The sequence below is a fragment of the Actinoplanes sp. NPDC051513 genome (assembly GCF_044454685.1).
GTDB lineage: Bacteria > Actinomycetota > Actinomycetes > Mycobacteriales > Micromonosporaceae > Actinoplanes.
Window position 1 is genome coordinate 212,752 of sequence record NZ_JBITDW010000004.1, and the last position, 25,478, is coordinate 238,229.

24 protein-coding genes are annotated in these 25,478 nt (G+C 71.4%); 4 read left to right on the forward strand and 20 right to left on the reverse strand.

Going from position 1 to position 25,478, the window contains the following annotated elements; translation table 11 throughout:
• Position 1: 1 nt before the first annotated feature.
• The gene (paaE, locus tag ACIA5D_RS15465; RefSeq protein ID WP_396030559.1) at positions 2-1,060 is read left to right on the forward strand and encodes a 1,2-phenylacetyl-CoA epoxidase subunit PaaE; all 1,059 of its coding nucleotides are present in this window, start codon (positions 2-4) and stop codon (positions 1,058-1,060) included.
• A gap of 232 nt (positions 1,061-1,292) precedes the next feature.
• On the opposite strand, the gene ACIA5D_RS15470 is transcribed toward paaE, so the two are convergent.
• The 3 genes from ACIA5D_RS15470 to ACIA5D_RS15480 all read right to left on the reverse strand — a co-directional run bounded on the left by ACIA5D_RS15470 (position 1,293) and on the right by ACIA5D_RS15480 (position 2,864).
• Positions 1,293-1,994 (reverse strand): TIGR03089 family protein, encoded by a 702-nt coding sequence (locus ACIA5D_RS15470; RefSeq protein ID WP_396030560.1) that lies wholly within the window; start codon positions 1,992-1,994, stop codon positions 1,293-1,295.
• A 23-nt stretch (positions 1,995-2,017) separates the two neighbouring features.
• Positions 2,018-2,296, reverse strand: coding sequence for a peptidoglycan-binding protein (locus ACIA5D_RS15475; RefSeq protein WP_396030561.1), 279 nt, complete (start codon positions 2,294-2,296; stop codon positions 2,018-2,020).
• A 100-nt stretch (positions 2,297-2,396) separates the two neighbouring features.
• On the reverse strand, positions 2,397-2,864 hold the full coding sequence (locus ACIA5D_RS15480; RefSeq protein ID WP_396030562.1) for a DUF732 domain-containing protein: 468 nt from the start codon (positions 2,862-2,864) through the stop codon (positions 2,397-2,399).
• Positions 2,865-3,370: 506 nt separating this feature from the next.
• Here ACIA5D_RS15480 and ACIA5D_RS15485 point away from each other — a divergent pair.
• Positions 3,371-4,288 (forward strand): S1C family serine protease, encoded by a 918-nt coding sequence (locus tag ACIA5D_RS15485; RefSeq protein WP_396030563.1) that lies wholly within the window; start codon positions 3,371-3,373, stop codon positions 4,286-4,288.
• A 51-nt stretch (positions 4,289-4,339) separates the two neighbouring features.
• Here ACIA5D_RS15485 and ACIA5D_RS15490 read toward each other — a convergent pair whose 3' ends face one another.
• The 17 genes from ACIA5D_RS15490 to ACIA5D_RS15570 form a co-directional block, all read right to left on the reverse strand.
• Positions 4,340-5,824, reverse strand: a complete 1,485-nt coding sequence (locus tag ACIA5D_RS15490) for an FAD-dependent monooxygenase (protein WP_396030564.1) — start codon at positions 5,822-5,824, stop codon at positions 4,340-4,342.
• 57 nt (positions 5,825-5,881) lie between these two features.
• Positions 5,882-6,490, reverse strand: a complete 609-nt coding sequence (locus tag ACIA5D_RS15495; RefSeq protein WP_396030565.1) for a TetR/AcrR family transcriptional regulator — start codon at positions 6,488-6,490, stop codon at positions 5,882-5,884.
• A gap of 68 nt (positions 6,491-6,558) precedes the next feature.
• Positions 6,559-10,056, reverse strand: coding sequence for an ATP-binding cassette domain-containing protein (locus ACIA5D_RS15500; protein WP_396030566.1), 3,498 nt, complete (start codon positions 10,054-10,056; stop codon positions 6,559-6,561).
• A 97-nt stretch (positions 10,057-10,153) separates the two neighbouring features.
• Positions 10,154-10,756, reverse strand: coding sequence for a hypothetical protein (locus ACIA5D_RS15505; RefSeq protein ID WP_396030567.1), 603 nt, complete (start codon positions 10,754-10,756; stop codon positions 10,154-10,156).
• A gap of 104 nt (positions 10,757-10,860) precedes the next feature.
• Complete coding sequence (locus ACIA5D_RS15510) at positions 10,861-12,078, reverse strand: metallophosphoesterase (RefSeq protein ID WP_396030568.1); 1,218 nt, start codon at positions 12,076-12,078, stop codon at positions 10,861-10,863.
• 16 nt (positions 12,079-12,094) lie between these two features.
• Positions 12,095-12,769, reverse strand: coding sequence for a nucleoside/nucleotide kinase family protein (locus ACIA5D_RS15515; protein ID WP_396030569.1), 675 nt, complete (start codon positions 12,767-12,769; stop codon positions 12,095-12,097).
• A gap of 25 nt (positions 12,770-12,794) precedes the next feature.
• A complete protein-coding gene (locus ACIA5D_RS15520; RefSeq protein WP_396030570.1) occupies positions 12,795-13,460 on the reverse strand; it encodes a hypothetical protein in 666 nt (221 codons plus the stop codon).
• A gap of 70 nt (positions 13,461-13,530) precedes the next feature.
• A complete protein-coding gene (locus tag ACIA5D_RS15525) occupies positions 13,531-13,770 on the reverse strand; it encodes a hypothetical protein (protein ID WP_396030571.1) in 240 nt (79 codons plus the stop codon).
• 101 nt (positions 13,771-13,871) lie between these two features.
• Positions 13,872-15,113 (reverse strand): ABC transporter ATP-binding protein, encoded by a 1,242-nt coding sequence (locus tag ACIA5D_RS15530; RefSeq protein WP_396030572.1) that lies wholly within the window; start codon positions 15,111-15,113, stop codon positions 13,872-13,874.
• Positions 15,114-15,133: 20 nt separating this feature from the next.
• Positions 15,134-15,976, reverse strand: a complete 843-nt coding sequence (locus tag ACIA5D_RS15535) for a carbohydrate ABC transporter permease (protein WP_396030573.1) — start codon at positions 15,974-15,976, stop codon at positions 15,134-15,136.
• Entirely contained in the window at positions 15,976-16,908 is a 933-nt protein-coding gene (locus ACIA5D_RS15540; RefSeq protein ID WP_396030574.1) for a carbohydrate ABC transporter permease, read from the reverse strand. Before ACIA5D_RS15540 ends, ACIA5D_RS15535 begins: the two co-directional genes overlap by 1 nt.
• A 13-nt stretch (positions 16,909-16,921) precedes the next feature.
• Positions 16,922-18,226 carry an extracellular solute-binding protein gene (locus ACIA5D_RS15545; RefSeq protein WP_396030575.1) on the reverse strand — a complete coding sequence of 435 codons (1,305 nt, stop codon included), beginning with the start codon at positions 18,224-18,226 and terminating at the stop codon, positions 16,922-16,924.
• Positions 18,227-18,327: 101 nt separating this feature from the next.
• The gene (locus ACIA5D_RS15550; RefSeq protein WP_396030576.1) at positions 18,328-19,008 is read right to left on the reverse strand and encodes a class I SAM-dependent DNA methyltransferase; all 681 of its coding nucleotides are present in this window, start codon (positions 19,006-19,008) and stop codon (positions 18,328-18,330) included.
• Between the two features lie 9 nt (positions 19,009-19,017).
• Complete coding sequence (locus ACIA5D_RS15555) at positions 19,018-19,776, reverse strand: aldo/keto reductase (RefSeq protein WP_396030577.1); 759 nt, start codon at positions 19,774-19,776, stop codon at positions 19,018-19,020.
• Positions 19,777-19,787: 11 nt separating this feature from the next.
• Positions 19,788-20,939 carry a glycosyltransferase family 2 protein gene (locus ACIA5D_RS15560; protein WP_396030578.1) on the reverse strand — a complete coding sequence of 384 codons (1,152 nt, stop codon included), beginning with the start codon at positions 20,937-20,939 and terminating at the stop codon, positions 19,788-19,790.
• Positions 20,936-21,712 carry a glycosyltransferase gene (locus ACIA5D_RS15565; protein ID WP_396030579.1) on the reverse strand — a complete coding sequence of 259 codons (777 nt, stop codon included), beginning with the start codon at positions 21,710-21,712 and terminating at the stop codon, positions 20,936-20,938. Before ACIA5D_RS15565 ends, ACIA5D_RS15560 begins: the two co-directional genes overlap by 4 nt.
• An 8-nt stretch (positions 21,713-21,720) precedes the next feature.
• Positions 21,721-22,656 carry a glycosyltransferase family 2 protein gene (locus tag ACIA5D_RS15570; protein WP_396030580.1) on the reverse strand — a complete coding sequence of 312 codons (936 nt, stop codon included), beginning with the start codon at positions 22,654-22,656 and terminating at the stop codon, positions 21,721-21,723.
• A gap of 740 nt (positions 22,657-23,396) precedes the next feature.
• Here ACIA5D_RS15570 and ACIA5D_RS15575 point away from each other — a divergent pair.
• Together ACIA5D_RS15575 and ACIA5D_RS15580 are read left to right on the forward strand one after the other, a co-directional pair.
• The gene (locus tag ACIA5D_RS15575) at positions 23,397-24,332 is read left to right on the forward strand and encodes a sulfotransferase family protein (RefSeq protein ID WP_396030581.1); all 936 of its coding nucleotides are present in this window, start codon (positions 23,397-23,399) and stop codon (positions 24,330-24,332) included.
• Between the two features lie 50 nt (positions 24,333-24,382).
• A complete protein-coding gene (locus ACIA5D_RS15580; protein WP_396030582.1) occupies positions 24,383-25,291 on the forward strand; it encodes a hypothetical protein in 909 nt (302 codons plus the stop codon).
• Positions 25,292-25,478: the final 187 nt, after the last annotated feature.

Sequence of the window (25,478 nt, forward strand, 5' to 3'; positions counted from 1 at the left end):
CGTGGTCGTGCGTGACTTCCATCGGCTGCGCGTGGCCGGGATCGAGCGGCTGTGCGACGACGCCGTGGCGGTCACCTTCGATGTGCCCGAAGATCTGGCGACCATCTATGCGTTCCGGGCGGGGCAGTCGCTGACGGTGCGACGGCCGGCCGATCCGGCGGACGAGCGCCGCAGCTACTCGATCTGCGCGCCGGTCGGGGCGCGGCCGCGGATCGGGGTGCGCGAGGTGCCGGGCGGCGTCGTGTCGTCGTGGCTGGTGCGCGACCTGCGGATCGGTGACGAGGTGGAGGTGGCGCCGCCGACCGGGACGTTCACCCCCGACATCGATGCGGGCGGCCGGCACGTGATGATCGCCGCTGGGTCGGGGATCACGCCGGTGCTGTCGATCGCGGCGTCATTGCTGCGGCGGCCGGGGGCGCAGGTCAGCATCCTGTACGGGAACCGGCGCGCCGACACGGTGATGTTCGCCGAGGAGCTTGCCGACCTCAAGGACAGCCACCCGTCCCGGCTCGAGCTGGTGCACCTGCTGTCGCGGGAGGCGCGCGAGGTCGAGCTGCTCAGCGGGCGGCTCGACGCGGCCAAGATGCGCACGCTGCTGCCCATGCTCATCGATGTCGGCGCGGTCGACCACTGGTGGCTGTGCGGGCCGTTCGGCATGGTCACCGACGCGATCGAGGTGCTGACCGAGCACGGGGTGCCTCCGGCACGAATCCATCGCGAGCTGTTCTGGGTCGACGAGCTGCCACCCGAGCCGCGTCGCGAGGAGCGGGCGATCGAGGGGCCGAGCAGCGAAGTCACCGTGGTGCTCGACGGGCGGGCCACGACGGTCACGGTCGCGGAGGGCGACACGGTGCTGGAAGGCGCGCAGCGGGCGCGGCCCGACCTGCCGTTCGCCTGCAAGGGAGGGGTGTGCGGCACGTGCCGGGCCCGGGTGACCGAGGGGGAGGTGACGATGCGTCGCAACTTCGCGCTCGAGCCGGCCGAGCTGGCGGCCGGGTTCGTGCTGACGTGCCAGTCGCGGCCGGCGAGCCCGAAGCTCGAGGTGACCTTCGACGACTGAGAAGAGTGAGGGCTGACGCTGGAGCGCCCCAACAACGCCCCAGCGGCAGCGGCTCATCCCCGCTTACAAGGCTGCGCCAGTGCCGAGCTCCGGCGCCTCCCTGGCCGGGGAGGCTACCGCCATTAGTGGATCTTCTCCACCATGTGATCGTCCTCATTAGAACGCCGAACGGAGGAGGCCACGCGAGGACGGGGTACGAGACGGGGCAAGACCACGGGTCAGGCGCCCGAGGTCACCCCGCCGCGGCGAAGACCTTGGTCACCCGCTCCGACGCGATCCGTTCCTCGACCCGCGCCCGATCCGGATTGGCGCACAGCACGATCGACGCCCCCGCCGACAGCGGCGCCATCAGCCAGATCAGCGGTTCCTCGCTCACCGCCGTGTCGATCAGGACACGGTCCCCGCGCGAGATGCCGCGCGACGAAGCCATCTCGAGCGCCACCGCCCCGTACTCGCCGAACGTCACGCCACCCGCGGCCGCGACGTCATCGACGGCGACCGACCACGACGGCGCGGCCGAGCCGAGGTGCGCCCGCACCGAGGCCACATAGTCGCGATAACCGGACGGCGTGTTCCCGAACAGTGAGAACTGGTGCCGCCCGCCCGGAACGTCGTCGAGCCAACTCCCGGCCCGCCGCGACGCCACGAACGTCGCATCCAACGGCGCCCCGGCCGGCGACAACCCGGCCGCACCCCACCCGCGGAACGACACTTCCATCCCGGCCGACCACGCACCCAGCAACACGACGGCGGTCTGCCAATGCGGCGGCAACAGCACACCCACCTGCCCGCCCGCCGCAAGCCCGCACTCCGACGTGAGCAGCGAGGCCGTCGCCGCCGACCACGACCCGACCTCGGCGGAGGTGAGCCCGACCCGCTCACCCGAGTCGTCGTCGTAGTAGGTGATCAGCTCGGCGGGCAACTCAGAGCTCATGCGGGCACCCTATCGGCCGCACATCAGGCAGCCATTCCCTGATTGAGCTCTCGAATCTCGTTCGCATACCGCGCCAGCAGGTGCACTGTCCGCGGTCCCGCGACCCCATCGGCGTCGAGCCCGACCCGTTCCTGGAATGCCCGCACCATCAACGCGAGCGATTCACCCTCACCCACCGGCATACCGACCTCGGCGAGCAGCGACCGGACCACCTCCGGGTCGGCCGGCGGCGGCTGATCCGACCACCCGATCAGCCCACCGACCGCGGTGCCGACCACGCTGAGCATTCCTCGTGCGGACATCGTCTGCCTCCTCCGGGAAGCCGCAAGCTCCTGAAACCCAGCTTCCGCGGAAAGGCTGTGCCCCGCATCGGACCACGGTCTTGGCTCTCTGTGCCCCGGCTCAGACTTTCGGCCGACCCTCACACGCCGTGGTCCGCGCCAGCGTGACGAGCTTCCGTGCGTCCCCCAGCGCCACCCCCTGCTCGCTGATCACCCCGGCCACGACCGCGTCCTTCTCGCCGGCCGCAAGGCCCTGACAGGCCTGAACCCCCAGCGCCTCGACCTCCTCATCCCTTCGGTCGAGCGCGATGGCCGGCAGTTGCCGCTGCACCGCCGCCACGAACCGATCAAGCCCGGCGTCCCCGCTGCCCGCCGCACCGGATTCCGCGGCCGTCCGCGCCGGCTCCGGCTGTCGCGCGCGAGGCGCCGGCGTGGTGCCGCGAGACCTGGGCGTCGCGCTTTCGGCCGGCTGCGTTTTTCTTTCCCGTACGGGGTGAAGCGCCGCACTCGCCGAAACGACAGGAGCGGCCGCCGTCCGTTCGGCGGCCTCCCCACATCCAGCCAGCCCCGACACCACCACCGCGACCACGGCAAGCACCCCCCTCACGACCGCACCCTTTCGCCGGCCCCCGCGGGGGCGCCCGGAACGACCGGCAAAAGAGCCGTCTCCCCACCAGCGACCGGCGCGACCGCCGGTGAGCCCGCACCGTCGACCCGCGTCGGTCGCATCGGCACGGTCTCACCCGCCCAGCCGGGCAGGCGGCCGCCGGCCGGGCACGCATCCGGCTGAGGCTGAGGATCCGGCTGAGGCTGCGCGTCCCGCTGAGGCTGCGCATCCGGCCGAGGCGTCAAGTAGGCGGGCCGGCGAGGCGGCAGCGGCACCAAGATGGTCGAAAATCGGGCGAAAGGCACCGGAAGACCCTAGGCCGCCTCCGCCCGTGACCGTCCCGCCGCGCCCACCTGCGGGTAGCGACGCGACCCGACCGGGTGACCCGGTGATCCAGGGCATACAGCGAACCCACAGAGGCCTCACCGCTGGCCAACAAGAACCCGGGCAACTGTTGAGGCACCAGCCCAACGAAGCGAGGCGTCGCCATGACCGACCTGATGACCCGGCCCCGGGACGACCGGGACGAGACGTACTCCAGCGACCAGACGTTCACCGGGAACCGCGACGACCACACCATGCCTCCGCCGCCGCCCGCACCGCCGTACGCGAACCCCCCGGCCTCGGGCGGAAGCCGCTGGCCGCGCCGCATAGCCGGTGGGGCCGCGGTGCTCGCGCTCGTCGCCGCCGGAGGCACCGCCGGTGGCGTGCTCGCCGAGCGTTACCTCATCGACGACCAGCCCGTGGCGGCCGGCAGCACCACGGTGACCACCACCTCCGCGACCGTGACCGATGGCGACTCCCTGGCCTCCGTCGTGAAGGCCGTACAGCCGAGCATCGTGACCGTCATGGTCGACGGCGCGCGCTCGTCGGCGCTGGGCTCCGGCGTGATCATCAGCTCGGACGGCCTGATCCTCACCAACAACCACGTGATCGACTCGGACGGCACGGTCAGCGTGCGGCTGTCGAGCGGCAAGACCGTCCCCGCCAAGGTCGTCGCCACCGACTCCACCCACGACCTCGCGCTGGTGCAGGCGACGGGACTGTCCGGCCTGACCCCGGCCACCTTCGGCACCGATGACAGCGTGGTGGTCGGCGACACCGTGCTGGCTTTCGGGGCGCCGCTCGGCCTGGAGAACACCGTCACCTCCGGCATCGTCTCGGCCCTCGACCGCAGCGTCGACACCGGCACCGAGAAGCTTTCCGGCCTGATCCAGACCGACGCCGCGATCAACGAGGGCAACTCGGGCGGCGCGCTGGTCGACACGTCCGGTCAGGTGATCGGGATCAACGTGGCGATCGCCACCGCCAGCAACACGGACTCCGGCAGCATCGGCGTCGGCTTCGCCATCCCCGCCGGCACCGTCACCAGCGTCATCAAGCAGCTGGAAAGCCAGATCAACTGACCACCGGCGCGGGTCGCCGCCTTCCCCGGGGCGGCGCCCACGCCGGGCCGATCAGCGCGGCGCGCCGAACCATTGCGTGAGGGACGCTCGCAAAGTCTCAGCATCCGGTGTGGTCTCTTCGGAAGCCCACGCCACGTAGCAGTCGGGGCGGACGAGCAATGCTGTCGCGCCGTCGACCGGCACGGTCACCACGTCGACCCGGTCGCTCCACGGCGCGGCGACCGAGCAGAGCGTTCCGGTGCTGTCGACGAGCAGCGGACGGCCCGAATGGGTGGCCGGGCCCAGGTCGGGGACGAACCTTCCCGCCAGCGGCGATGCGGGGCTCGACCCGTACCGGATGTCGGCCCCGGCAATGAGGTCGGCGATCTGCTGGAGCACCGCGGGTTTTTCGAGCAGTTCCCCGAAGAGCGTGCGCAGGGCGGTGACCTGCGGACCCGGCCCGATCAGCACCGACTGCGCCTGGGTGTGCATGGTGACGCGCTCGCCGGCGGGGCGGCGCTCGGTTTCGTAGGTGTCGAGCAGGCCGTCGGGCGCCCAGCCCTGGACGGTCGCGGCGAGTTTCCAGGCCAGGTTCACCGCGTCCTGCAAGCCGAGGTTGAGGCCGGGACCGCCGATCGCCGAGTGCACGTGCGCGGCGTCACCGACCAGCAGGACCCGTCCTTCCCGGTATCGTTCGGCCACCCTCGTCTGACCACCGGAGAGCCGGCGCAGCAAGTGCGGGCCGTCGCCGGCCGGCGGCCCGAGCGGCACCTGGACGCCGAGCACGTGGGCGAGCGCGTCTTGGAGCTCGGCGATGCTGAACGGCTCGTCGCCCTCGGGCAGGTCGAATGTGTTCACGCTCAGCAACGTCCGGCCGTCGGGGAACGGTGCGTAGGCGATCAGCCCCCGCTCGGTGCGATGGTGCAGGAACGGCCGGATCACCCCGTAGCCGGGCACGCGCAGGCCGCCGGTGACCGCGTCCCGGTACTCCGGCGGCACCGTGACGTGCGCCGTCCGGGCGACGGTGCGATCGTTGGTCACGCCCGGGAAGCCGATTCCGGCCAGCTTCCGCGTGGTGCTCTTCCCGCCGTCGGCGCCGACGAGATAGCGCGCCTCCATTTCGTAGGAACCGTCCGGCCCATCGACCGCGACAACGACGGCGTCGTCCTTCTGCGTCAGACCGGAGACGGCGTGGCCGCGCCTGACCTCGACGCCGAGTTCCGCCGCCCGCGCGTCGAGCATGGCCTCGATCTTCCGTTGCGGAACCATGACCGTGCAGACCGGATTGTCGGCGAGTTGATGCAGCGGAAGCGGAAAGGCCGCAAACATGAACTGCGGCGCCGGCGTGGGTGGCGCGGCATTCCCGGTCAGCCGGCCGAGGAGCCCACGCCGCTCGAACAGCCGGACCACCTGCCCGACCATCCCGTTGGCCCGCTGCTCGTCCGTGGGTGCTGTCCGCTGCTCGAGCACCACCGGCCGGACCCCGGCCAGCGCCAGCTCGCAAGCCACCATGAGCCCATTCGGCCCACCACCGGAAATGACAACGTCGAAAGACATGACAAACCTCACCGCCCATTCATAAGAGGCCGTGCGTTTTCTGTGTCAGGAGGTAATTCAGTGGGACGGAGGGGGCAGACCCGCGGAGATCTGCTGCAGCGCATCCGTGATCAGCACGTCGATGCCCTGGTGGGTGGTCATGAACACCCGCCTGACCACGTCCTCCGCGGCCAGAGCGGCCGCCGCCACCAGATTCGGATACATGTCGCCGGCGGGGTCTGTTCCCGTGCGGGCGCCCACCGCCGCGGCCACCGCCTCGGCTGCCTGCGCTGCCGCCCGTAGTGTCGCTGCCTGGATCGCCGGCACCTCGAACATCAGCCTGAGCCCCGCCGTCCAGGCGTCCGGGTCGGGCCGGGGGTGCGCGGTGACCTCGGGCCCCGGACGATACTGCTCGATCATGGCGTGGGTGATGGCCTCCCACAGCGGCTCGCCGGCCGGCCTTTCCCGCAGCGTGTCGGCCATCCGTTGCATCCGGTCGAGGTGGCGCGACGCGACCGCCTCGGCCTTGCCCCCGAAGTAGTTGTTGAACGTGCGGGGCGAGACACCGGCTTCGTTGGCGATGTCCTCGACGAGCACGCGGTCGTAGCCCCGCTCGACGATCAGCCGAATGGCCGCCCAGCTGAGCGCCGCCCGGGTCTCTTGCTTCTTCCGCTCCCGCAATCCCACACCAGGAACGCTATCAAAAACTGCGTGCCCCGCAAAGATGCGGGGCACGCAGTTTTCTCAGCCCACTCTCAGCCCGCCAGGTGGCCCCAGCGGTCCTGCAGCTCCTGCCACGTGCCCTGGTCCTCCACCTTGCCGCCGATCAGGACGACCACCCGGTCGGCCTGGGCCAGGGCCGCCCGCTTGGACGTCGAGCCCACCACCGTGACCCCGTGCGAGCGCAACGCCTGCCAGAGTTCCAGCTCGGTGGTCACGTCCAGCGCGGACGACACGTCGTCGGCGATCAGCAGCTCGGTTCGCGGCGCCAGCGCCCGGGCCAGCGCCAGACGCTGCAGCTGGCCGCCGGAGAGCCGCGTTCCCTTGTGGCCGATCAGCAGCTGCAGGCCGCCGCCCGACGCCGTCAGGTCGTGTTCCAGCTGAGCGGTCGACACCGCGTCGGCCGCGTCCAGCTCGTGGCCGAGCTGAATGTTGTCGGCGACCGTGCCGGACAGCACCCGTGGCAGCTGGGCGACGTAGCCCACCTGGTTGGGGCGCAGGAACAGCTCGGGCTCGTCGACCGGGTTGTCGTTCCAGCGCAGCTCGCCCGTGTGGTGCACGATGCCGGCCAGGGCGCGCAGCAGCGACGACTTGCCCGAGCCGACCGGGCCGACCACCAGGACCAGCTGGCCCCGGTCGACGGTCAGGTCGACGTCCTGCGCGCCGACCGTGCCGTTCTCGTGGACCGCGCTGAACTGCCGCAGCTCGAGCGTGCGCAGCGGGTTGCGGGCCGCGGTCGGCGGGGCCGGCGCGGTGCCGGCCGAGATGTCGACCCCGGGCACCTCCGACGTGTACTCGGCGGTGCCCGACATCGCGACCGTCCGCCTGGTCCACACCCGGGCCGACGGCAGCTGCGACACCAGCGACGCCGTGGTCCACGCGAACCACCGGGCCGCGCCGAGCGTCGCCACCGCGATCAGCGTCGCTCCCGCGGTGAGGTGGCCGCCGAGGTACAGCGCCCAGGCCGCGATCGGCAGCAGGCCGCTCACGATCGACGGCGTGGACCGCGCCCAGACCTGGATCACGATCTCGTGCCGCTGCCGGTCGCTGCGTACCGCGTCGAGCCGCGCCAGGTGTTCCAGCACCGGCCCGGTCGCGCCGGCCAGCTTGACCGTGCGGGCCGCCGACAGCGACGACACCAGCGCCGTCGCGAAGGCCGCCCGCCCGGCGACCGTGCGACGCGCCGCCTTCTCGAGCCGCGGGCCGAACAGCGTCGCCGCCAGCCCGGAGATCACCATCGTGCCGAGGAAGAACAGACCCGGCACGATCGACTGCGACACGGCCGTCATCACCACGATGAGGATCAGGCTGGTCACGTTGTCGATCAGGTTGTCGGCCAGCATCACGACCCGCTCGGTGTCGCCGCCCTGGGCGACCACCTCGGCCGGCGTGTACTTGCTGACCCGGCGCGGGCCGATCTGCCCGTGCACCAGGCGCAGGCTGATCCGCAGCATCTGCCGCACCCACCACTCGGGGAACCAGGCGCCGGTGTAGTAGAGCGTCGGGATCGCCACGACCAGCCCGGCCGCGATGCCGATCGCCGGGTAGAGCGGGTTGCCCACCCCGTCGACCACGTCGGTCCAGAGCAGCGGCAGCACCGGGCCGTCCAGCCCCAGCACCATCAGCACGATGAACAGCGCGACCGCGCCCATGCCGAAGCGCGGATCGTTCATCGCGAGGCGGACGATCTCGCGCATGGTTCGGGTCTGCGGCGGGTCGGGCAGCGGCGGCGGCTCGACCGGGGGCAGCGTGTTGGCCAGCACGTCGGCGCCCAGCTCGACCTGGACCGCGCCGATTTCCGAAGGCTCGGCCCAGTCGCGCTCGGCGATCAGGACCCCGCCGCCGGCGGCCGAGGCGGCCGGCACGGCCAGGTTGCTCGACGCCATCAGCTCGGCGAAGCGCACCGACTCGCGCAACGGCCCGGCCTCGAGGACCTCGCCGTCGGCGAGCACGACCACCTCGTCGCAGCGCTGCACCGAGGAGAGCCGGTGCGCCACGATCACGCCGATCCGGCCCTCGAGCAGGCGGTCGGTGGCCCGCTGCACCCAGCTCTCGGTCACCGGGTCCATCCGGGCGGTGGCCTCGTCGAGGATCACCACCTGGGGGTCGCGGACCAGGATCCGCGCGAACGCGACCAGCTGCTCCTGCCCGGCGGAGAGCTTGTAGCCACCCTCGCCGAGCTTGGTGTCGATGCCGTCGGGCAGGCTCGCCGCCCACGGCGTGAGCCCGAGCTCGTCGAGCGCCGCCTGCGCCCGGTGGAGCAGGTCGGGGTCGAACAGCGCGATGTTCTCGGCCAGCGTCCCCGCCAGGATCTCGGTGCGCTGCGGCACGATCGCCGTCCACCGGCGCAGGGCCTCGACGTCGAGGTCGTTGAGGTCGGTGCCGCCGAGGAACACCGTGCCGCGCGGCACGTCGACCGCACGGGTGAGAACCTTGGCGAGGGTGCTCTTGCCGGAGCCGGTGCGGCCGATCAACGCGTACGACCGGCCGCGCGCGAAGGCCAGCGAGACGTCCTTCAGCGCGGGCGGACGACCGGAGTCGGACTCGCCGTACCGGAAGGTGAGGTCGCGCACCGCCAGGTCGCCGTCGACCGGCTCGAGGCCGCCCGTCGGCTCCTGCGGCACGTCGCGCAGCAACTGCACCCGGCTCCACGCGCCGAGAGCGTTCTGCAGCTCGGGAACCATGCGGGTGACGTGTTCGAGGGTGCCGCCGAAGCCGAGCGCGAGCAGCCACACCGCGGTCAGCCGCGCGCCGCTGATGGTGCCGGCGTACAGCGCCCACGCCCCGACCACGACGAGCGTCGCGATCAGCGAGCGGGTGATCGCGCCGGCGCCCATCGTGATGCGCGCGCTGGTGTGCCACACCAGCCGCCCGCGGCGCAAGACCTCGGCCGCGCGTTGCGCATAGAGCCTTCGCACGTACGGCGCGGCCAGGCTCGTCCGCACGTCGTCCTGCCCGTGGATGGACTCCTCCATCACCGCGGCCAGGTCGGACCAGGACTCCTCCTCGGAGATACGCAGCGGCGAGAGGCGCTGGATCGGCTTGTTCATCGTGAGGTACAGCAGGATCGACACGAGGATCATGCCGATCGCGGCCGGCCACCAGGCGAAGAACGCCGTCACGATCGACAGCGTCGCCACGGCGATCGACTGGACGATACGCACGCCGCTGCCGCGCAGCTCGGAGCCGACCTGGTAGACGTCGGAGTCGATGCGGTCGAGAAGCTCGCCGACCGGAGTGTTCTCGAGGGCCGGCAGATCTTGCCCGAACGCCACCCGGTTGAGCCCGCGCCGCTGCCGGGCCGCCCAGTCGGCGGTGAGCCGCGCCGAGATCAGCCCGACCACGACGTCGCTGAGCACCGAGACGACCAGCGCGCCCGCGAGGACCGTGAAAACCGACATCGACCGATTGACGAGCACGGCCCCGGCGAGCGCGAGCGCGGCGGCCTGACCGGCGGCCCCGACGAGGATGAGGAAGGCCACCAGCGCCGTCCGGCTACGGGACGTGGCCCATAGGTCACGAAGCAGACGCATCAGACACCCCGTTGTTCGGCGATTGGCGGTATCCCCATCCTCCGGATGAGCAGGAAAGTCTTCAACGCAATTACGTGGCCGGTGGATATCGCGTGTGTCACCATCGGCGTTCGTGCGAGGCCTTCCGCTCGTCGCCTCTGTCGTCCACGGACAGCCGGGCGACGAATACCGGGCCGGCGTCGCGGCGGCCCGTTGCCAGCCCCGCGCCGCGCGGCTCGCGCAGCAGCGATTCGCCGTCGCGCGAGACGCTGAAGTACACGCCGGCGCCGCCGCCCGCCCCCTGCAGCGGCGGCAGGACGGTACGGCGGGCGGCCGCCGGGTCGTACTCGATGCGGAACCGGCCCTCGTCGTCGGTGACCGACGAGCCGAGCGGATCGTCGTGCACGAGACCGGCGTCGCGCGCCGTGACCCTGGCCCCGGCGATCGGCTCGCCGCCCGGGTACGCGACCAGCCGGCCGGCGATGACATAGCGGCCGAGCCGCCGGCGAATCGACGCCCAGTCGTCCGCCGGCACGATGTGTTCGAGGCTCGCCGGCGGCTCGACCGTCGCGGCGGTGAACTCCACCGACGGCGCGAGGCGGACGTCGACGCGCAACGGCCCGGAGTCGTCGCCGACCGAGAGCTCCGTGACGCCCTGCCGATCGGTGACGGCATCGGCCACCACGAGGCGCGGGGCCGCACGCGGCGCGACCAGGGCCACCGTCGCGGCGGCGATCGGCTCGCGCAGGTCCGCGCTCAGGGCTCCGAACAGCTGAATCCGTACCAGGGCAATGGTTCAGCCTTACCGGCTGCCGCCGGAGCCGGTCAACGCTTCTGGTCGATGTCCGACACCGCGGACGACATCCCGGAGCGCAGCGTGAGCAGGGTGATCTCGCTCGGGGCGAAGACCCGGAACGGCGGCCCCCAGAAGCCGGTGCCCCGGCTCGTGTAGAGCTGGGTGCGCTCGGAGTGCCGGGACAAGCCCTGCAGGACCGGCTGGTCGAGGCGCACCAGGTAGTGGAACGGCCACATCTGGCCGCCGTGGGTGTGGCCCGAGATCTGCAGGTCGACGCCGTGGGCGACGGCGCCGGTGATCTGGGCGGGCTGGTGGGCGAGCAGCAGGACCGGCAGCGACGGGTCGGCGCCCTCCAGCGCCGCCTCGTGATCGGCGTGGTGGCCGGGCACGCCCGATCCCGCCGCCGTCCGGTCGTCGACGCCCGCGACCACCAGGGAGTCGCCGTCGCGGGACACCACCAGGTGGCGGTTGTGCAGGGCCTCCCAGCCCAGCGCCGCCATGTGCTCGACCCAGCGCTGGGCGCCGCTGAAGTACTCGTGGTTGCCGGTCACGTACACCCGGGCCAGGGTCGCCGAGATGTCGGCCAGCGGCGCCGCCTGCTCGCGCCGCTGCGACACCTCGCCGTCGGCGATGTCGCCGGTGTGGGCGACGACATCGGGCCGCAGCTCGTTGACCGCCGCCGTCACGCCGCGCGACCAGCGCACCCGGTCGATCGGGCCGTAGTGCGTGTCCGTGATCAGCACCAGGCGGAGGCCGTCGAGACCGCGGCCCAGGCGATCGATGGTGACCTCGACCCGGCGGATCCGCGGGACACGCATCGCCTCGGCGTACCCCCAGAGCAGCAGAACCAGGGCGACCACGGTGACCACCACGGTGGCGATGCGGTAGCGAGCCGGCGCCCCGACGCCGGCCGCCCAGAGGATCGCGGTGAGGATCTGCCCGAGGATCGACCAGACGAACAGGACCCAGACGACGCCGAGCGTGGTGTCGGCGATGCGGGCGGGCGTGTCGCGGTGGCCGCGCCCGTGCCCGGCGAACATCAGCAGCGGGAAGCTGACCAGCACCAGCGCGAAGACGACCGTGCCGGCGACGAGCACCGGGGTGGGCCAGTCGTTGCCGGAGGCGATCAGCGTCCACCAGGGCACGCCGAACAGCAGCAGCAGGATCGCGGCGATGATCAGCGCGAAACGGATGACTCGGGAGGCGCGACGGCGCGGGCGGGATTCGACGGATTCACCGACTGACACGACTGAAGCATGCCACTCAGTCCGGGGCCGTGCCGACGCTGTGGATCAGGCCGGCCGGAATGACGAGGTCGGCGCGGTCGCGGGTCGCGGCGATCAGGGCGGCGTTGCGCTCGTCGGTGCCGGTCGCCCAGGCGATCGCGGCGGGCTCGGGCTTGCCGAAACGGACATGCCGCAAGATCAGGCGCTCGAGGCGGGTGTCCTGGTCGAGGTCGGCGTACCAGACCTCGTCGAGCCGCAGATCGTTCCAGAGGAGAAGGTAGTTGCCCTCGGTGATGATCAGCCGGGCTTCCCGCTCGATCGGGATGGCGCCGGCGATGGGCTGCTCGATGACCCGCTCGAAACCGGGCGCGTAGATGATGTCGTCCTCGTCCTCGTGCAGGCGGCGCAAAAGGGCCGCGTAGCCCCGCGAGTCGAACGTCTCCGGCGCGCCCTTGCGATCACGCAGGCCCAGGCGGTCGAGTTCGACGTCGGCCAGATGGAAGCCGTCCATCGGCACGTGCGTCACCCAGCGGCCGGCGGTCAGGCCCGGCGGCGGCGCGGGGGCGAGCGCGGCGACCAGCTCCTCGGCCAGGGTGGTCTTGCCGGCCGCGGGCGCCCCGGTGATGCCGAGGACGGCTCGGCGGCCATCGGCCACCAGGCCTCGCGCCCGCTTCGTGAGCCCCTCGAACGTCAAGCCGTCCAACCGCTCCACCCGTCAACCAAGATCGGACTGAAGACTATCCCGCGGGGGAACACAATCCGAGGCGCAGGCCGGCGACGCCGGCGGGGGAGAGCGGTCGCGTGGTCGCGCGGCCCAATTCGTCGCGTACGGCGGCCGGCAGCTCGTCCGCGAGCGTACGCAGCCGCGGATACAGGTCGAGCACGTCGCGATGTGTCAGCGCGCCCACCCCGATCAACAGCCCGTTGATCGATCCCGGGTCGCGGGCCAGCTCGGCGCAGAGCTCCATCCGCCAGATCGGGTCGTGCACGTGCGCGGCGAACTCGCGGGCGATCCGGTTGCCCGACGGCGAGGCCATCTCGAGGCGGGCGTGGCGGCCGGAGCGGGCCAGCACGGGCGCGAGGCGGCAGGCGATGCCGAGCAGCCGGGCGAGCTCGGGGACGGTCAGCACCTCGAGGCCGAGCGAGCAGGTGGCGCAGAGTCGCTGATAGCTGCGGGCGTGCACGACGGAGGCGGGCCGGGGGCAGTCGCCGAGCGGGCCGCACAGCCGGTCCAGGATGATCTCGGCCAGCGTGCCCTCGTGGTCGAAGCGGCCGACCCCGAAGTAGGCGGCGGGCTTGCTGCGGTAATGGGCGAGCGCCGTACGAGCGCTGACATAGCCATCGGCCTCGACGCCGATGCGTGGTGCGCCGTTCTCGGTGTGGAGTTGTATCAAGCGAAACATCTTCGGTCCGCTCCCGGTGGTTGAAGCGCCAACGTTGTGACCGGGATTACGAGCGCGGCCTTAGGACGGTTCACTCCTCACTGCGAGTGAAAGAAAAAATCCTCTTGCGGTGCTGACCAGTAAGCCGGAGGCAGTCGAAGGTTACGGCGTGTAGCGCGTACACACCAGAGGTGAGCATCATCCAGACGGCCGCGAGGACCGTCGCGAGGCTGGGATCGAGCGCGTGCCACGCGGCCGGGAGGGTCGCCGAGCCGAGCACGAGGGCGGCCGCGGCGCCGGCCTCGGCGAGCCGGAACGGATCGATGAACATGGCGCTCAGCCTGCCGGTCGGGGGCCGCCGGTCGCTTCGGCCCCCAGCCGGATCTCCGCTATGACTTTCGGCAGATGCACAAAAAGGATTTAACCCGACGATCAGGACTTCGTCTGTTCCTCGGCCGAGTGGCGCGGGACCGGGATCCCGCCCGACGGCTCGTCCGCCTCGAACACCCGGTCGGGGTCGCGGGTCAGGTTCTCCCCACTGACCGCGTCGAAGACGTGCATCCGCTCCGGGTCGAACCACAGCTCCGCCGGGACGCCGGACCGGATCCGGCTCGACGCGTCGAGCGCGACCACCAGCTGGGTGCGCATCTGCTCGCTGTCCAGCTCCCGCTCCAGTTCCTCGAGCCGCTCGGTGACCTCCGGCGCCGACTCGTACGGGACGTACGCGTACAGCTCGTGGCCGAGCCACTCGGTGACGTCTACCTCGGCGGTGAACGTCTGCCCGCGGGCCCGCTTGTCGGCGGGCACCAGCGCGACGTCCTCGAAATGCTCGGGGCGCAGGCCCAGGATGACCAGCTCCCGGTCGGCGACCTTGTGCAGCCGCTCGCCGGCCGGGCTGACCGTGCCGAACGGCGTGTCGATCTGGCCGTCGTGGACGCGGCCGGGCACGAAGTTCATCGGAGGCGAGCCGATGAAGCCGGCCACGAACAGGTTCGCGGGCTCCTCATACAGCTGCCGGGCGCTGCCGACCTGTTGCAGGACGCCCCGGCGCAGCACCGCGATGCGGTCGCCGAGCGTCATGGCCTCGGTCTGGTCGTGCGTCACGTACACGGTGGTGGTGCCCAGCTGCTTCTGTATGCGGGCGATCTCGGTGCGCATCTGGCCGCGCAGCTTCGCGTCGAGGTTCGACAGCGGCTCGTCGAAGAGGAACGCGTCGGCCTGGCGTACGATCGCCCGGCCCATCGCCACCCGCTGGCGCTGCCCGCCGGAGAGGTGGGCGGGCTTGCGCTCCAGATGTTCGGTCAGCTGGAGCAGGTTCGCCGCCTCGGTCACCCGCCGCTTGACCTCGTCGTCGGGCATCTTCTTGAGCCGCAGCGGGAACGCGATGTTCTCGAAGACGCTCAGGTGCGGGTAGAGCGCGTAGTTCTGGAACACCATGGCCAGGTTGCGGTCCCGGGGCGCCTTCTGGTTCACCCGTTCGCCCCCGATGAGCATGTCGCCCGAGGTGATGTCCTCGAGGCCGACGATCATGCGGAGCAGGGTCGACTTCCCGCATCCCGACGGGCCGACCAGGATGACGAACTCGCCGTCGGCGATGTCCAGGCTCACGTTGTCGACGGCCTGGTAGCCGTCGCCGTAGCGCTTGACGATGTTGTGCATGCTGATCGCGGCCATGGGTCGCGCCCTCCTCCAGCTCAGCCCTTGACGGCGCCGGCGGTGAGGCCGGCCATGATCCGGCGCTGGAAGACCAGCACCAGGATCACCACGGGAATGGTCACCACCACGGAGGCGGCCATGATGTACGTGATCGGCGACTGGAACTGCGAGGCGCCGGTGAAGAACGACAGGGCGGCCGGCACGGTCCGGGCCCGGTCGGTCGAGGTCAGCGAGATGGCCAGCAGGAACTCGTTCCAGCAGAAGAAGAACGTCAGGATCGCCGTGGTGAACACCCCCGGCGCCGCCAGCGGGATGATCACCTTGCGGAACGCCTGCCAGGCGGTGGCGCCGTCGACCTGGGCGGCCTGCTCCATCTCCCACGGGATCTGCCGGAAGAACGCCGACATCGTCCAGATCGACAGCGGCAGCGCGAACGTCAGGTACGGGATGATCAGCCCGATCCAGGTGTCGTAGATGCCGAGGTTGCGCCACATGTTGAACAGCGGTCCGACCAGCGCCGCCTGCGGGAACATGGCGATGGCCAGCGCCATCGAGAGCAGCAGCTTCTTGCCGGGAAAGTCCATCCGCGCGATCGCGTACGCGGCGAACATGGCGATGACGACGGCCAGCGCGGTCGCGATCAGCGCGATGCCGACGGAGTTGCGCAGCGCGCTGGTGAACAGCGAGTCGGTGAAGACGGTCTTGTAGTTGTCCCAGACCCAGTCCTTCGGGAAGAACGTCGGCGCGGCGCTGCGGAACGTGTCCGGGTCCTTGAACGAGAGCGAGAACATCCAGAGCAGCGGGAACAGCGCCCACACCAGGATCAGCACGCCCCAGACGGTCCACCAGTTGCTGACCTTGCGGCCGTCAGTGCCAGCCATCACCGATCACCTCGCACCTGCGACAGGTCGGTCCGGAAACCCTTCACGAAGATGAACGCGATCACCACGACCGTGAGGAACAGCAGCACCGAGACCGCGGAGCCGGTGCCCAGGTTCACCAGGGTCACGTTCTGCCGGTAGGCGAGGAACGACAGCGTCTCGGTCTTGTTCGCGCCGGACGTCATGATGAACGGGTTGTCGAAGATCCGCCACGCGTCGAGCGTGCGGAACAGCAGCGCCACCATGATGGCGGCCTTCATGTTCGGCAGCGTCACCCGCTTGAGCCGCTGCCACGCCGTGGCGCCGTCGACCTTGGCCGCCTCCTGCATCTCCTCCGGCACCTGGACCAGGCCGGCCAGCAGCAGCAGCGAGATGAACGGCGTGGTCTTCCAGATCTCCGAGAGCGTGATGACGACCAGCGACGACCAGCGCTCGCCGAAGAAGTTGAAGTCGCCGAGGCCGAGCCACTGGTTGACGAAGCCGGAGTCGAGCTGGAACGCGTACCGCCAGATGTACGCGGAGACGACGGTGACGATCCCGTACGGGATGAGGATGCCGGTCCGCACCCAGGACCGCCCGCGGATGATCCGGTACATCACGAAGGCGAACGCGAAGCCGAGCACCAGCTCGACCGCCACGCTGGCCACCGTGATGATCAGGGTGGTGGAGAAGTCGGTCCACCACACCGGGTCGGTCAGCACCGTCACGTAGTTGCGCAGGCCGACGAACGTGCGGCCGGCCGGGTCGGTCAGCCGGTAGTTGTAGAGCGACAGCACGACCGCGTAGATCAGCGGGTAGGCGGTCACGAACACCATGACCAGGAACGCCGGCGCGGACAGGGTCAGGCCCAGCCGCCGCTCGTGCCGCGCCCGGTCGGAGACCTCGGCGGGACGCGGCGCGGGTGCGGCGACCTTCTCCTGGGTCAGAGTCATCGGGGTGCCCCTCTCACAGGAGTCGCTTGCCCTGCAGGACGTCGGACATGAAGGACGCGGTCTCCTGGGGCGTCTGCGGGGCGCGGACGTCCTGCGGCGGATGCCAGGTGATCTGCACCGAGGTGGAGACGTCGTTGTAGTACGGCGTGACCGGGCGCGGCCCGGCGTCGTTGATCGACTGCCGGATCACGTCGGCCATCGGGAACGCCTCGCGCACCTTCGGGTCGTCGTACGCGGCGGCTTTCGCGGCCGGATTGCCGGCGTCGAGCATGTAGGCGATGCTGTTCGGCAGCGACGTCACGCACTTCACCAGGTCGAGCGCCTGCTGCGGGTGCTTGGTGTAGTTGCCGATCGCGAGGTTGATGCCGCCCAGCGGGGGCCGGCTCGGCTGGTCCGCCGCGACCCGCGGGTATCGGGCCCAGCCGATGTCGTCGACCACGGACTGCGCGATGCCGCCGCCCTCCACGTCGCCCTTAGCGGCGCTGTACACGTACGGCCAATTGACCATGAAGCCGCCGGTCGGACCCTGGAACGCCGACCGCGCCTCCTCCTCGCCGGCGTTGGACATCGCGGGCGGGGCCGCCGGGGACCGCGCGAGGTCGCCGATGATCCGGGCCGCCTCGTCACCGGCCGGGGAGTTGATGGCGGGCTTGGCGTCCTTGCCGGCCTCGACGTTCGTCACGATCTCGCCGCCGGCCGACACCACCAGCGCGTTGATCCAGACCATGTAGCCCTCGTACCGGTTGGCCTGCACGCCGATGACCTTGCTCTGGCTCGTCGCCGCCTCGATCATCTTGTCCCAGGTGAAGTCGGCGGCCGCCGGGTCGACGCCGGCCGCGCTCGCCACCGACTTGCGGTACCAGAGCAGCTGCGTGTTCGCCCAGAACGGCGCCGCGACCAGCTGGTCCTTCCAGTACGTGGTGGTCAGCGGCCCCTTGAGCACGCCGTCGGTGAGCGCCGCCTCGTCCGCCTTCTCGAACGGGCGCAGGAAGCCGGCGTTCGCGAACTCGGCCACGAACGGCGGGTCCAGGCTCATCACGTCGATGGAGCTGTCCTTGGCCGCGAGCCGCCGCACCAGCTGTTCCCGCTGCTGGGAGGCGTCGTTGGGGAGAACCTGCACGTCGACCCGGTAGGCGCCGTTCGAGGCGCCGGCGCATTGCTCGGCCAGGCGGCCCTGACCGCCGTTGTCCGGGTTGATGTACCAGGTGAGCGTGGGCGGGCCGCTGTCCTCGCCGCACGCGCCGAGCATCGAGGCCGACAGCGTCAGCGCCGCCAGAGCAGCGAGACGGCGGCGATTGTTGGAGCGTCCGCTGAGCACACGCACCTCCTAGGACGAGCCGTCGTCCCAGCATCCGGACGGTCTCTCAATGTGTTCCCGTCGATGCGGTGCGTCATCATCCTGGGCGAATGAACCATGCCCTATGGCTTGCGGGCGAGGACCAGCTGCCACCGCCCCGGCAGATCGAGGCCGGCGGTGCTCACGCTGAATCCGGCCGCCATCAGGTCGACGCTGAGAGCCGGCAGCGGGCTGGTGCGGTAATACATGACGAACGGTGGCCGCCACACCGCGTTGCGAACCCGCATGACCACGTCGAACCCGAGCGTCGCCCAATGCGCGAATGAGGTGAGCGGCGGTGGCGCGCCGATCGGAAAGGCGAAAAGGCCGCCGGGCCGCAGCGCGCGATAGACGCCTTCGAACACCGCGGGCCGCTCGGCGGGCAGGAAGTGGCCGAGCGCCCCGAACGTCACCGCCAGGTCGAAGTCGCCGGCGAAAGGCAGGGCGCGGACGTCGGCGCGGACCAGGGCGGCCTCCGGATGGGCCTCGCGCGCCTGGGCGAGCATGCCGGCGCTGAAGTCGACGCCCGTCACCGAGGTGCACACGCGGCTGAGAACCGCGAGGCCCGCGCCGGTGCCGCAGCACACGTCCAGCCCTCGGTCGAAAGGCCCGGGCAGCGCGGAGGCGGTCGCGTCGAGGATCACCGACGGCGTACGGAACGGAGTGTGGTCGAACTTCGGGGCCAGGAGGTCGTAGCCGCGCTCGACCGAGGACAACGCCTGGACGGTCAGCTCGCGCAGGGACGGGCCTTGGGGCGAGAACACCGTCCGAGGCTATCGGGTCAGCGCGTCGACCTGGTCCCTCGCCAGGGAGATCGAGGTGGCGGCGACCGCGCCGCGCACCGAGGAAGGCCGGGTGGCGCCGACCAGCGGGATGACGGCGAGGCTCAACAGCCAGGCGAGCGCGATCTGCTGCGGGGTCGCGCCGTGGGCGTCGGCGATGGGTTGAAGATCGACCCCGCTGCCGCGAAGAGGGGAGTACGCGAGGAAGGTCGTCCCCGTCTCGGCGCAGTGCCGGGCCAGCGGCAGCGACGTCTGGTCGAAGACGGAGAGGCGGTTCTGCACGGCGGCGATCGGAGCGACGCTCCGGGCCCGCTGGAGCTGGGCAAGGTCGACGTTGGAGACGCCGATCCGGTCGATCTTGCCGGCCTCGCGCAGTTCGGCAAGGGCGCCGACGCTCTCCTCGATCGGCACGTGCGGGTCGGGCCAGTGCAGGTGGTAGAGGTCGATCCGGTCGACGCCGAGGCTGCGCAGGCTCGCCTCGCAGTGCGCGCGCAGGGTCGCCGGGCGGCCGTCGATCGGGAAGGTGTCGCCGTCGCGGTAGTGGCCGCCCTTGGTGCTGATCGTCACGGCGGGGCCGGCGAACTCGCGCAGCAGCCGCTCGTTGTGGTTCGCCACGCCGGCCGGGGTGTAGACGAGCGCGGTGTCGAGGAGGCCGACGCCCGCGTCGAGGGCGGCGCGGATCGTCTCCCGCGCCCGGTCCGGCTGGTCGGCCAGGTCGAGGGAGAAGGCGGCACAGCCGAGCCCGATCATGTCGACGGAGCCTACTTCCAGGTCACCTGATCCTGCGCCCGGGCCGCCCGCCGGCCGCGAAGGTAGGCGCGCGGCCCGGCCAGCAAACCCCACCGCCCGGCCCGCACGAGCTTCCAGGCCAAGGCCGGCTTTTCGAAGACCATCCTCGTGTACGCGGCCGCGAGCCCCCGCTGTCGCGCCGCGATCCGCCGTCGCACGTCGTCCCGGTCGCTCGGGTGATAACGCCAGGTCACCACGCTGGGCTGGGTGACGACCTTCCCGCCGCCCGCCAGCACCCGGTTGACCGCGAGAAGGTCCTCCGCCGCCGTCAGCGCCGTGTCGAACAGGCCGGCCCGCTCGATCACTCCCGGCCGGAACGCCAGTCCGGCCCTCCCCGCATAGGGGAAACGCACCGGCTCGTTCGCCGGCGCCTGCTGCTCGAACCACAGCTGAGCTCGCGACTCCAACTCGGCCGGCATGACCGCCCCGGCGACGACATCGGCCTGCGGGTGCTCGTCGAGCGCCCGGGCGATCTCGGCGAGCCAATGCGGATCGGCGACCGCCTCGTCGTCGATCCAGGCCAGGATCTGCCCCGGCGCGGCGCGCACGGCCGCGTTGCGGGCGAACGCGATCCCGGCCCGGTTCTCCACCAGATACTCGACCGGCCCGCGGCGCGCGGCGGCCCGCGCCACCTCGGCGCAGGCGCCGGTGATCGGCGCGTTGTCGACGACCAGCACCCGGAACGCCGGGTACCGCTGGGCGAGCAGGCTGTCCAGGCACCGGGCGAGGGCGCCGGGCCGCTCCCGGGTGCAGACCACCGCGGTGATGTGCGGGGCGGTCGCGAGCACCGCACGGCGGCGGGCCAGGAACGCGGGCTCGGTCGCCGGCGTGTACCCGTCGAGCGGCACCGGCAGACCGCCGAGCCGGTCGCCGAGCGCCTCCTGGATGGCGGCACCCAGTTCGGCGGGGCGCAGCCCCCGGCCCGGCACGTCGACCAGCATCGTGCCGAGCGGCTCGTTGAACAGGCGGACCAGGGTCCATGCCCGCAGCACCCGCCGGCCGTCGGTGTGCACGGCCGCGACCGACGGCAGCGGGTCGGCCAGGTCGAGGTCGAGCACGACCGCCGGGAGCTCGCCGCCGTTCGGGGCGACCTCGGGAGCGGCGAGCAGGCGATCGGCCTTCACCGGCGCACCATCGCGCCGGCGCCCGCGGCCGCCATCGCGGCGAGAGCGCCGCCGGCCCGCAGGGCGTGGTCGACGCTGCGGCCGCGTACGGCGGCCCCGACGTTGCGGGCCACGGTCGCCGGCATCGGCCGGATCGCGGCCCGGCCACCGCGGAAGCAACGCCGCAGGAACGCGCGGAACGATGCCGAGCCGCCGGGCACGTCGTGGCGGAGCACGGCGTCGGGCACGTGCCGCCAGCGGCCGCCGCTCAACGCCCGCATGCGCGCCGGCAGCTCCGCCTCGCGCCGCCCGAAGCCGCCGACCTCGCGGAACAGCGAGCGGCGCACGACCATGCCGGCCGGGCCGGTGCGCGGGGCGACCGTCCACATCAGCTCGTCGGCGAGCCAGCGCGGCCGTCCGTCCCGCCAGTGCGGGCGCAGGCCGCCGCCCGCCCCGACCACGACCGGGTCGGCGAACGCGCGGGTGAGCCGGGCCAGCCAGTCGGGGTCGGCGACCACGTCGCCGCCGAGGAACGCGATCAGCTCGGTCCGGACGTGGAACGCGCCGGTGTCGCGGCTGCCGGCGAGGCCCGGCGCGTACCCGTTCTCGAGGACGGTGGCCCCGGCGAGGTCGCGGCGGACCCGGCGGAAGTACGCGGTGTCGTGGTCGACGACGACCACCACCTCGGTGGGCCGGTGGGTCTGCGAGCGGGCGGACGCGACCGCCCGCACCAGCTCGGGCCAGCGGCTCGGCGGACCGGCCGGGATGACGACCGTGACTTCGGTGTGCTCCACGTCTGCCCTCAGTCCTCGAGTACCGGCATGGCCAGCGGCTTGCGGTCGGTGACCGTGCGGCGCCGGGCGTTCGTGTTCAGGTCGAGCGACATGGCGCCGACCGCCGGGCGGTTGACCATGAGGCCGCGCGACTCGGCGGTGACGCGCTGGTGGTCGACGGCGGCACGGCGGTTGCGGCGGGAGCGCGCCCGGCCGTACTCGCTGAGGATCGTGCGCAGCACCCGGAAGCCGTCGCGGAAGGTGTTGAGGTTGCTCTCGCCGTGGATGCGGGCGTGCTCGACGCTGCCGACCTCGCCCACCTTGAGGCCGTCGGCCGCGGCGCGGATGTTGATCATCGTCTCGATCTCGAAGCCGTCGCCCCAGAGCTTGCCGCCGCCGGCCGGCTGCGGCAGGCGGGTGTCGGGCAGGCCGAGGGTCGGCACGACGCTGCGCCAGAAGGCGTTGTAGCCGTAGCAGAGGTCGGTGAAGCGGGTGCCGAACAGCACGTTCACCACCAGGTTGAGCCCGTCGTTGCCGAGCTTGCGCAGCGGGGTGATGTCGTCGCTGCGACCGCCGTGCGAGAAGCGCGAGCCCTTGACGAAGTCGGCGCCGTCGATCAGCTGCTGGACGAAGAGCGGGATCTCGGCCGGGTCGGTCGAGCCGTCCGCGTCGATCATCACGATGATGTCGCCGGTGCTGGCCGCGAAGCCGCAGGCCAGGGCGTTGCCCTTGCCCTTGCGGGTCTGGCGCACGACGACCACGTCGGGGCGCAGCTCGCGGGCGACGGCGACGGTGCGGTCGACCGAGCCGCCGTCGACCAGCACCACCTCGTGGATGCCGGCGGGCAGGGCGGCGAAGACGTGCGGAAGGTTGCGCTCCTCGTTGAGCGCCGGGATGACCACGCTTACGGTCGGTGACTGAAGGCCATTACCGTACGTGTTGACTGCGCCGTTCGAAAGCTTCATCGTCGGCCCCTTCCCGGGCTCGCGAATCGACTTTTACCAGCGGATTCGGGGGAGATCCGCAAGTCGCTCGCTCTGGGACCAACTTACGGTCGACATTACGGAGCGTCAACTGGCGGTGGTTGGCGACTGAACTCGAGGTCGGTCTTTCAGCTGCATGAACTTCGACTAGGCCGTGATCACGCCTGCCTCATTGGTTACCTGGAGTTACCGACGATCCGCGGTTGGCCGGGCGTTGGCGGGGCGAAGTGGGCGATGGTCGCCTTGGCTGACAAACTACGATTTTCTATGACATAAAAAATATGTCCGAAAAGGTACGAGTGGCCAAGGTCACCGAACGTCGACATCACGGTACGTGATGCGACGGGTGCGCGCTGGCGCCGGAGCCCGTCACGCTGGTCAGTTACTGTGAGGACCCCGTCAGCCGGGGCCCGTAGCTTTCGGGCCCCATCACCGTTGGTGAAGCGATGAAACCCGAAAACGCCCTCTGTGTCTGTGGCCACCCGCATCAAGCGCACGAGCATCACCGCCGCGGCACCGAGTGCGCGCTGTGCGGGCCCGACCAGTGCCCTCGCTTCCGCCGTGCCAGCTGGTGGCGCCGCCTGGTCCCGAGTCGCTGAGCGCCGGTGTCTCAGCAGGTGGTGGCGGGTCGCGAAAGCCTATTAAGCCTGTAGGCTAACTCCACTTCGAGCGTGCGGGCGCGCCGTGGCACCCGCCTGCGCACGACAGGAGGGACCCCTCGCATGCCACTTCCTGACTTCCTCATCGCGGGCGTGCCCAAGGCCGGGACGACGGCGCTGCACGCGGCGCTCGCGCCGCACCCGGGGCTGTACCTGTCCCCGGTCAAGGAGCCCAAGTTCTTCCTCTCCGACGGCCCGCCGCCGCGCCACGGCGGCCCGGGCGACGTGCAGACCTACCAGGAGCACGTCTGGCGGCGCGAGGAGTACGAAGCGCTGTTCGCGGCGGCGCCCGACGGCGCTCTGCTCGGCGAGGCAACCCCGTTCTACCTGCACGACCTCGGCTCGCACGCGCGGATCAAGGCGCTCGTACCCCAGGCGCGGCTGATCCTGCTGCTGCGCGACCCGGTCGACCGCGCGCACTCCAACTGGACGCACCTGTGGAACGCCGGGCTCGAGCCGGAGGCCGACTTCCTCGCGGCCTGCCGCGCCGAGCCGGCCCGGGTCGCCGCCGGCTGGGCCCAGTTCTGGCACTACACCGGCCTCGGCCTCTACGGGAAGCAGATCGAGCACCTCTACCGGCATTTCCCGCGCGAGCAGGTGCTGCTGCTGCGCTACCGCGAGCTCAAGGACGCGCCCGCCGCCACCCTCGACCGGGTCTGCGTGTTCCTCGGGGTGCAGACCGGCGCGCTCGCCGCGATCCCCAAGGAGAACGTCAACCGGCATGTCGTCGAGGACAACACGGTCAACGGTGTGCTGCGATGGCTGCTGCGTGCCGGCGGATCCTTCGGCCACCGCTTCCCGGTGCCGCTCCGGCTCGCGGCTCGCGGCCCGCTGCTGACCGTCCTGCGCCGCAAGCGCGGCACGAGGCCGGTGACCACGCCCGCCGAGCGTGCCGAGCTGCTGCCGCTGTTCGCCGACGACATCTCGCTCTTGCAGGAGGTCACCGGAGAGCGCTATGAGGATTGGTTGGCCGTGGACCGTCACGCCAAGACTGGATAATGTCAGTTATGTCCAGATATGTTCGTTTTCGATCCGCCTGAGGAGCCGACTTGACCACTGGAATCAGCACGCTGCCGCTGCCGCGCTGGGAGGAGTCCGTCGTCGTGGTCGAGCCGCCCGGTGACGAGCCGGGCGCCTGGGCCGGCGCGCCCAGCACGATCGTCGCCGACGGGTGGGTCTACCTCGCGTACCGGCTGCGGCTGCCGATCGGCGAGGGGCGCGGCATCGCGAACGTGGTGGCCCGCTCCCGCGACGGGCTGAAATTCCAGACGGTGGCCGAGGTGGGCAAGGACCGGTTCGGCGCCGAGTCGCTCGAGCGACCGGCGTTGACGCGTACGGGCGACGGGAAATGGCGGCTCTACGTCAGCGCCGCCACGCCTGGCACCAAGCACTGGCGGGTCGACCTGATCGAGGCCGACACCCCCGAAGGCCTGGCCACCGCCCCCGCGCGCACGGTGCTGCCCGGCGACGAGACCGCCGGCGTGAAGGACCCGGTGCTGCACCACGACGAGTTCGGCTGGCACCTGTGGGCGTCCGTGCACCCCCTGGAGAGCTGGGACGACGCCGACCGGATGACCACCGAGTACGCGGCCAGTCCCGACGGCGTGCACTGGACCTGGCGCGGCACCGCCCTCGCCCCGCGGCTGGGGGAGTGGGACGCCCGCGGGGTGCGGGTCTCCTCGGTGCGCGTCGAAGGCGACGAGATCACCGTCGCGTACGACGGCCGGGCCACCGCCGGGGAGAACTGGGAGGAGCGCACCGGGATCGCCCGCGGCAAGCGCCTCGCGGACGGCTCGTTCGGCGAGCTCACCGCGGTCGAAGGCCCGGTCGGCAGCCCGCACCCGCCGTACGGGCTGCGCTACCTGAGCCTGGTGACGCTGCCCGGCGGCGGCGAGCGGATCTACTACGAGGCAACCCGGGCCGACGGCGCCCACGACCTGCGGACCGAGCCCGCATGACCGCTTGTTACCAGTAGGTAGCGGTGTGTCCGGCCTGGTGAGAGCGCCATCACCATCGGCAGGGGTGCGCGGATCGCCCCGATGCGGGTGGCTTAGCGTCCTTGATTGACGCAAGTGTGCGCGGTAAACGGCCGCACTGTCGGTGGCGGGGCTCGTCCCACAAGGACGAGGTCCGCCATTCTCTTTG

What these genes read in the sequence shown, in the direction of transcription:
- ACIA5D_RS15570 (WP_396030580.1), bottom strand. Translation starts at nt 22,656, where the DNA reads ATGAAGCTTTCGAACGGCGCAGTCAACACGTACGGTAATGGCCTTCAG.
- ACIA5D_RS15525 (WP_396030571.1), bottom strand. Translation starts at nt 13,770, where the DNA reads ATGTTCATCGATCCGTTCCGGCTCGCCGAGGCCGGCGCCGCGGCCGCC.
- ACIA5D_RS15540 (WP_396030574.1), bottom strand. Translation starts at nt 16,908, where the DNA reads ATGACTCTGACCCAGGAGAAGGTCGCCGCACCCGCGCCGCGTCCCGCC.
- ACIA5D_RS15575 (WP_396030581.1), top strand. Translation starts at nt 23,397, where the DNA reads ATGCCACTTCCTGACTTCCTCATCGCGGGCGTGCCCAAGGCCGGGACG.
- ACIA5D_RS15485 (WP_396030563.1), top strand. Translation starts at nt 3,371, where the DNA reads ATGACCGACCTGATGACCCGGCCCCGGGACGACCGGGACGAGACGTAC.
- ACIA5D_RS15535 (WP_396030573.1), bottom strand. Translation starts at nt 15,976, where the DNA reads ATGGCTGGCACTGACGGCCGCAAGGTCAGCAACTGGTGGACCGTCTGG.
- ACIA5D_RS15530 (WP_396030572.1), bottom strand. Translation starts at nt 15,113, where the DNA reads ATGGCCGCGATCAGCATGCACAACATCGTCAAGCGCTACGGCGACGGC.
- ACIA5D_RS15500 (WP_396030566.1), bottom strand. Translation starts at nt 10,056, where the DNA reads ATGCGTCTGCTTCGTGACCTATGGGCCACGTCCCGTAGCCGGACGGCG.
- ACIA5D_RS15475 (WP_396030561.1), bottom strand. Translation starts at nt 2,296, where the DNA reads ATGTCCGCACGAGGAATGCTCAGCGTGGTCGGCACCGCGGTCGGTGGG.
- ACIA5D_RS15520 (WP_396030570.1), bottom strand. Translation starts at nt 13,460, where the DNA reads ATGTTTCGCTTGATACAACTCCACACCGAGAACGGCGCACCACGCATC.
- ACIA5D_RS15555 (WP_396030577.1), bottom strand. Translation starts at nt 19,776, where the DNA reads ATGATCGGGCTCGGCTGTGCCGCCTTCTCCCTCGACCTGGCCGACCAG.
- ACIA5D_RS15490 (WP_396030564.1), bottom strand. Translation starts at nt 5,824, where the DNA reads ATGTCTTTCGACGTTGTCATTTCCGGTGGTGGGCCGAATGGGCTCATG.
- ACIA5D_RS15470 (WP_396030560.1), bottom strand. Translation starts at nt 1,994, where the DNA reads ATGAGCTCTGAGTTGCCCGCCGAGCTGATCACCTACTACGACGACGAC.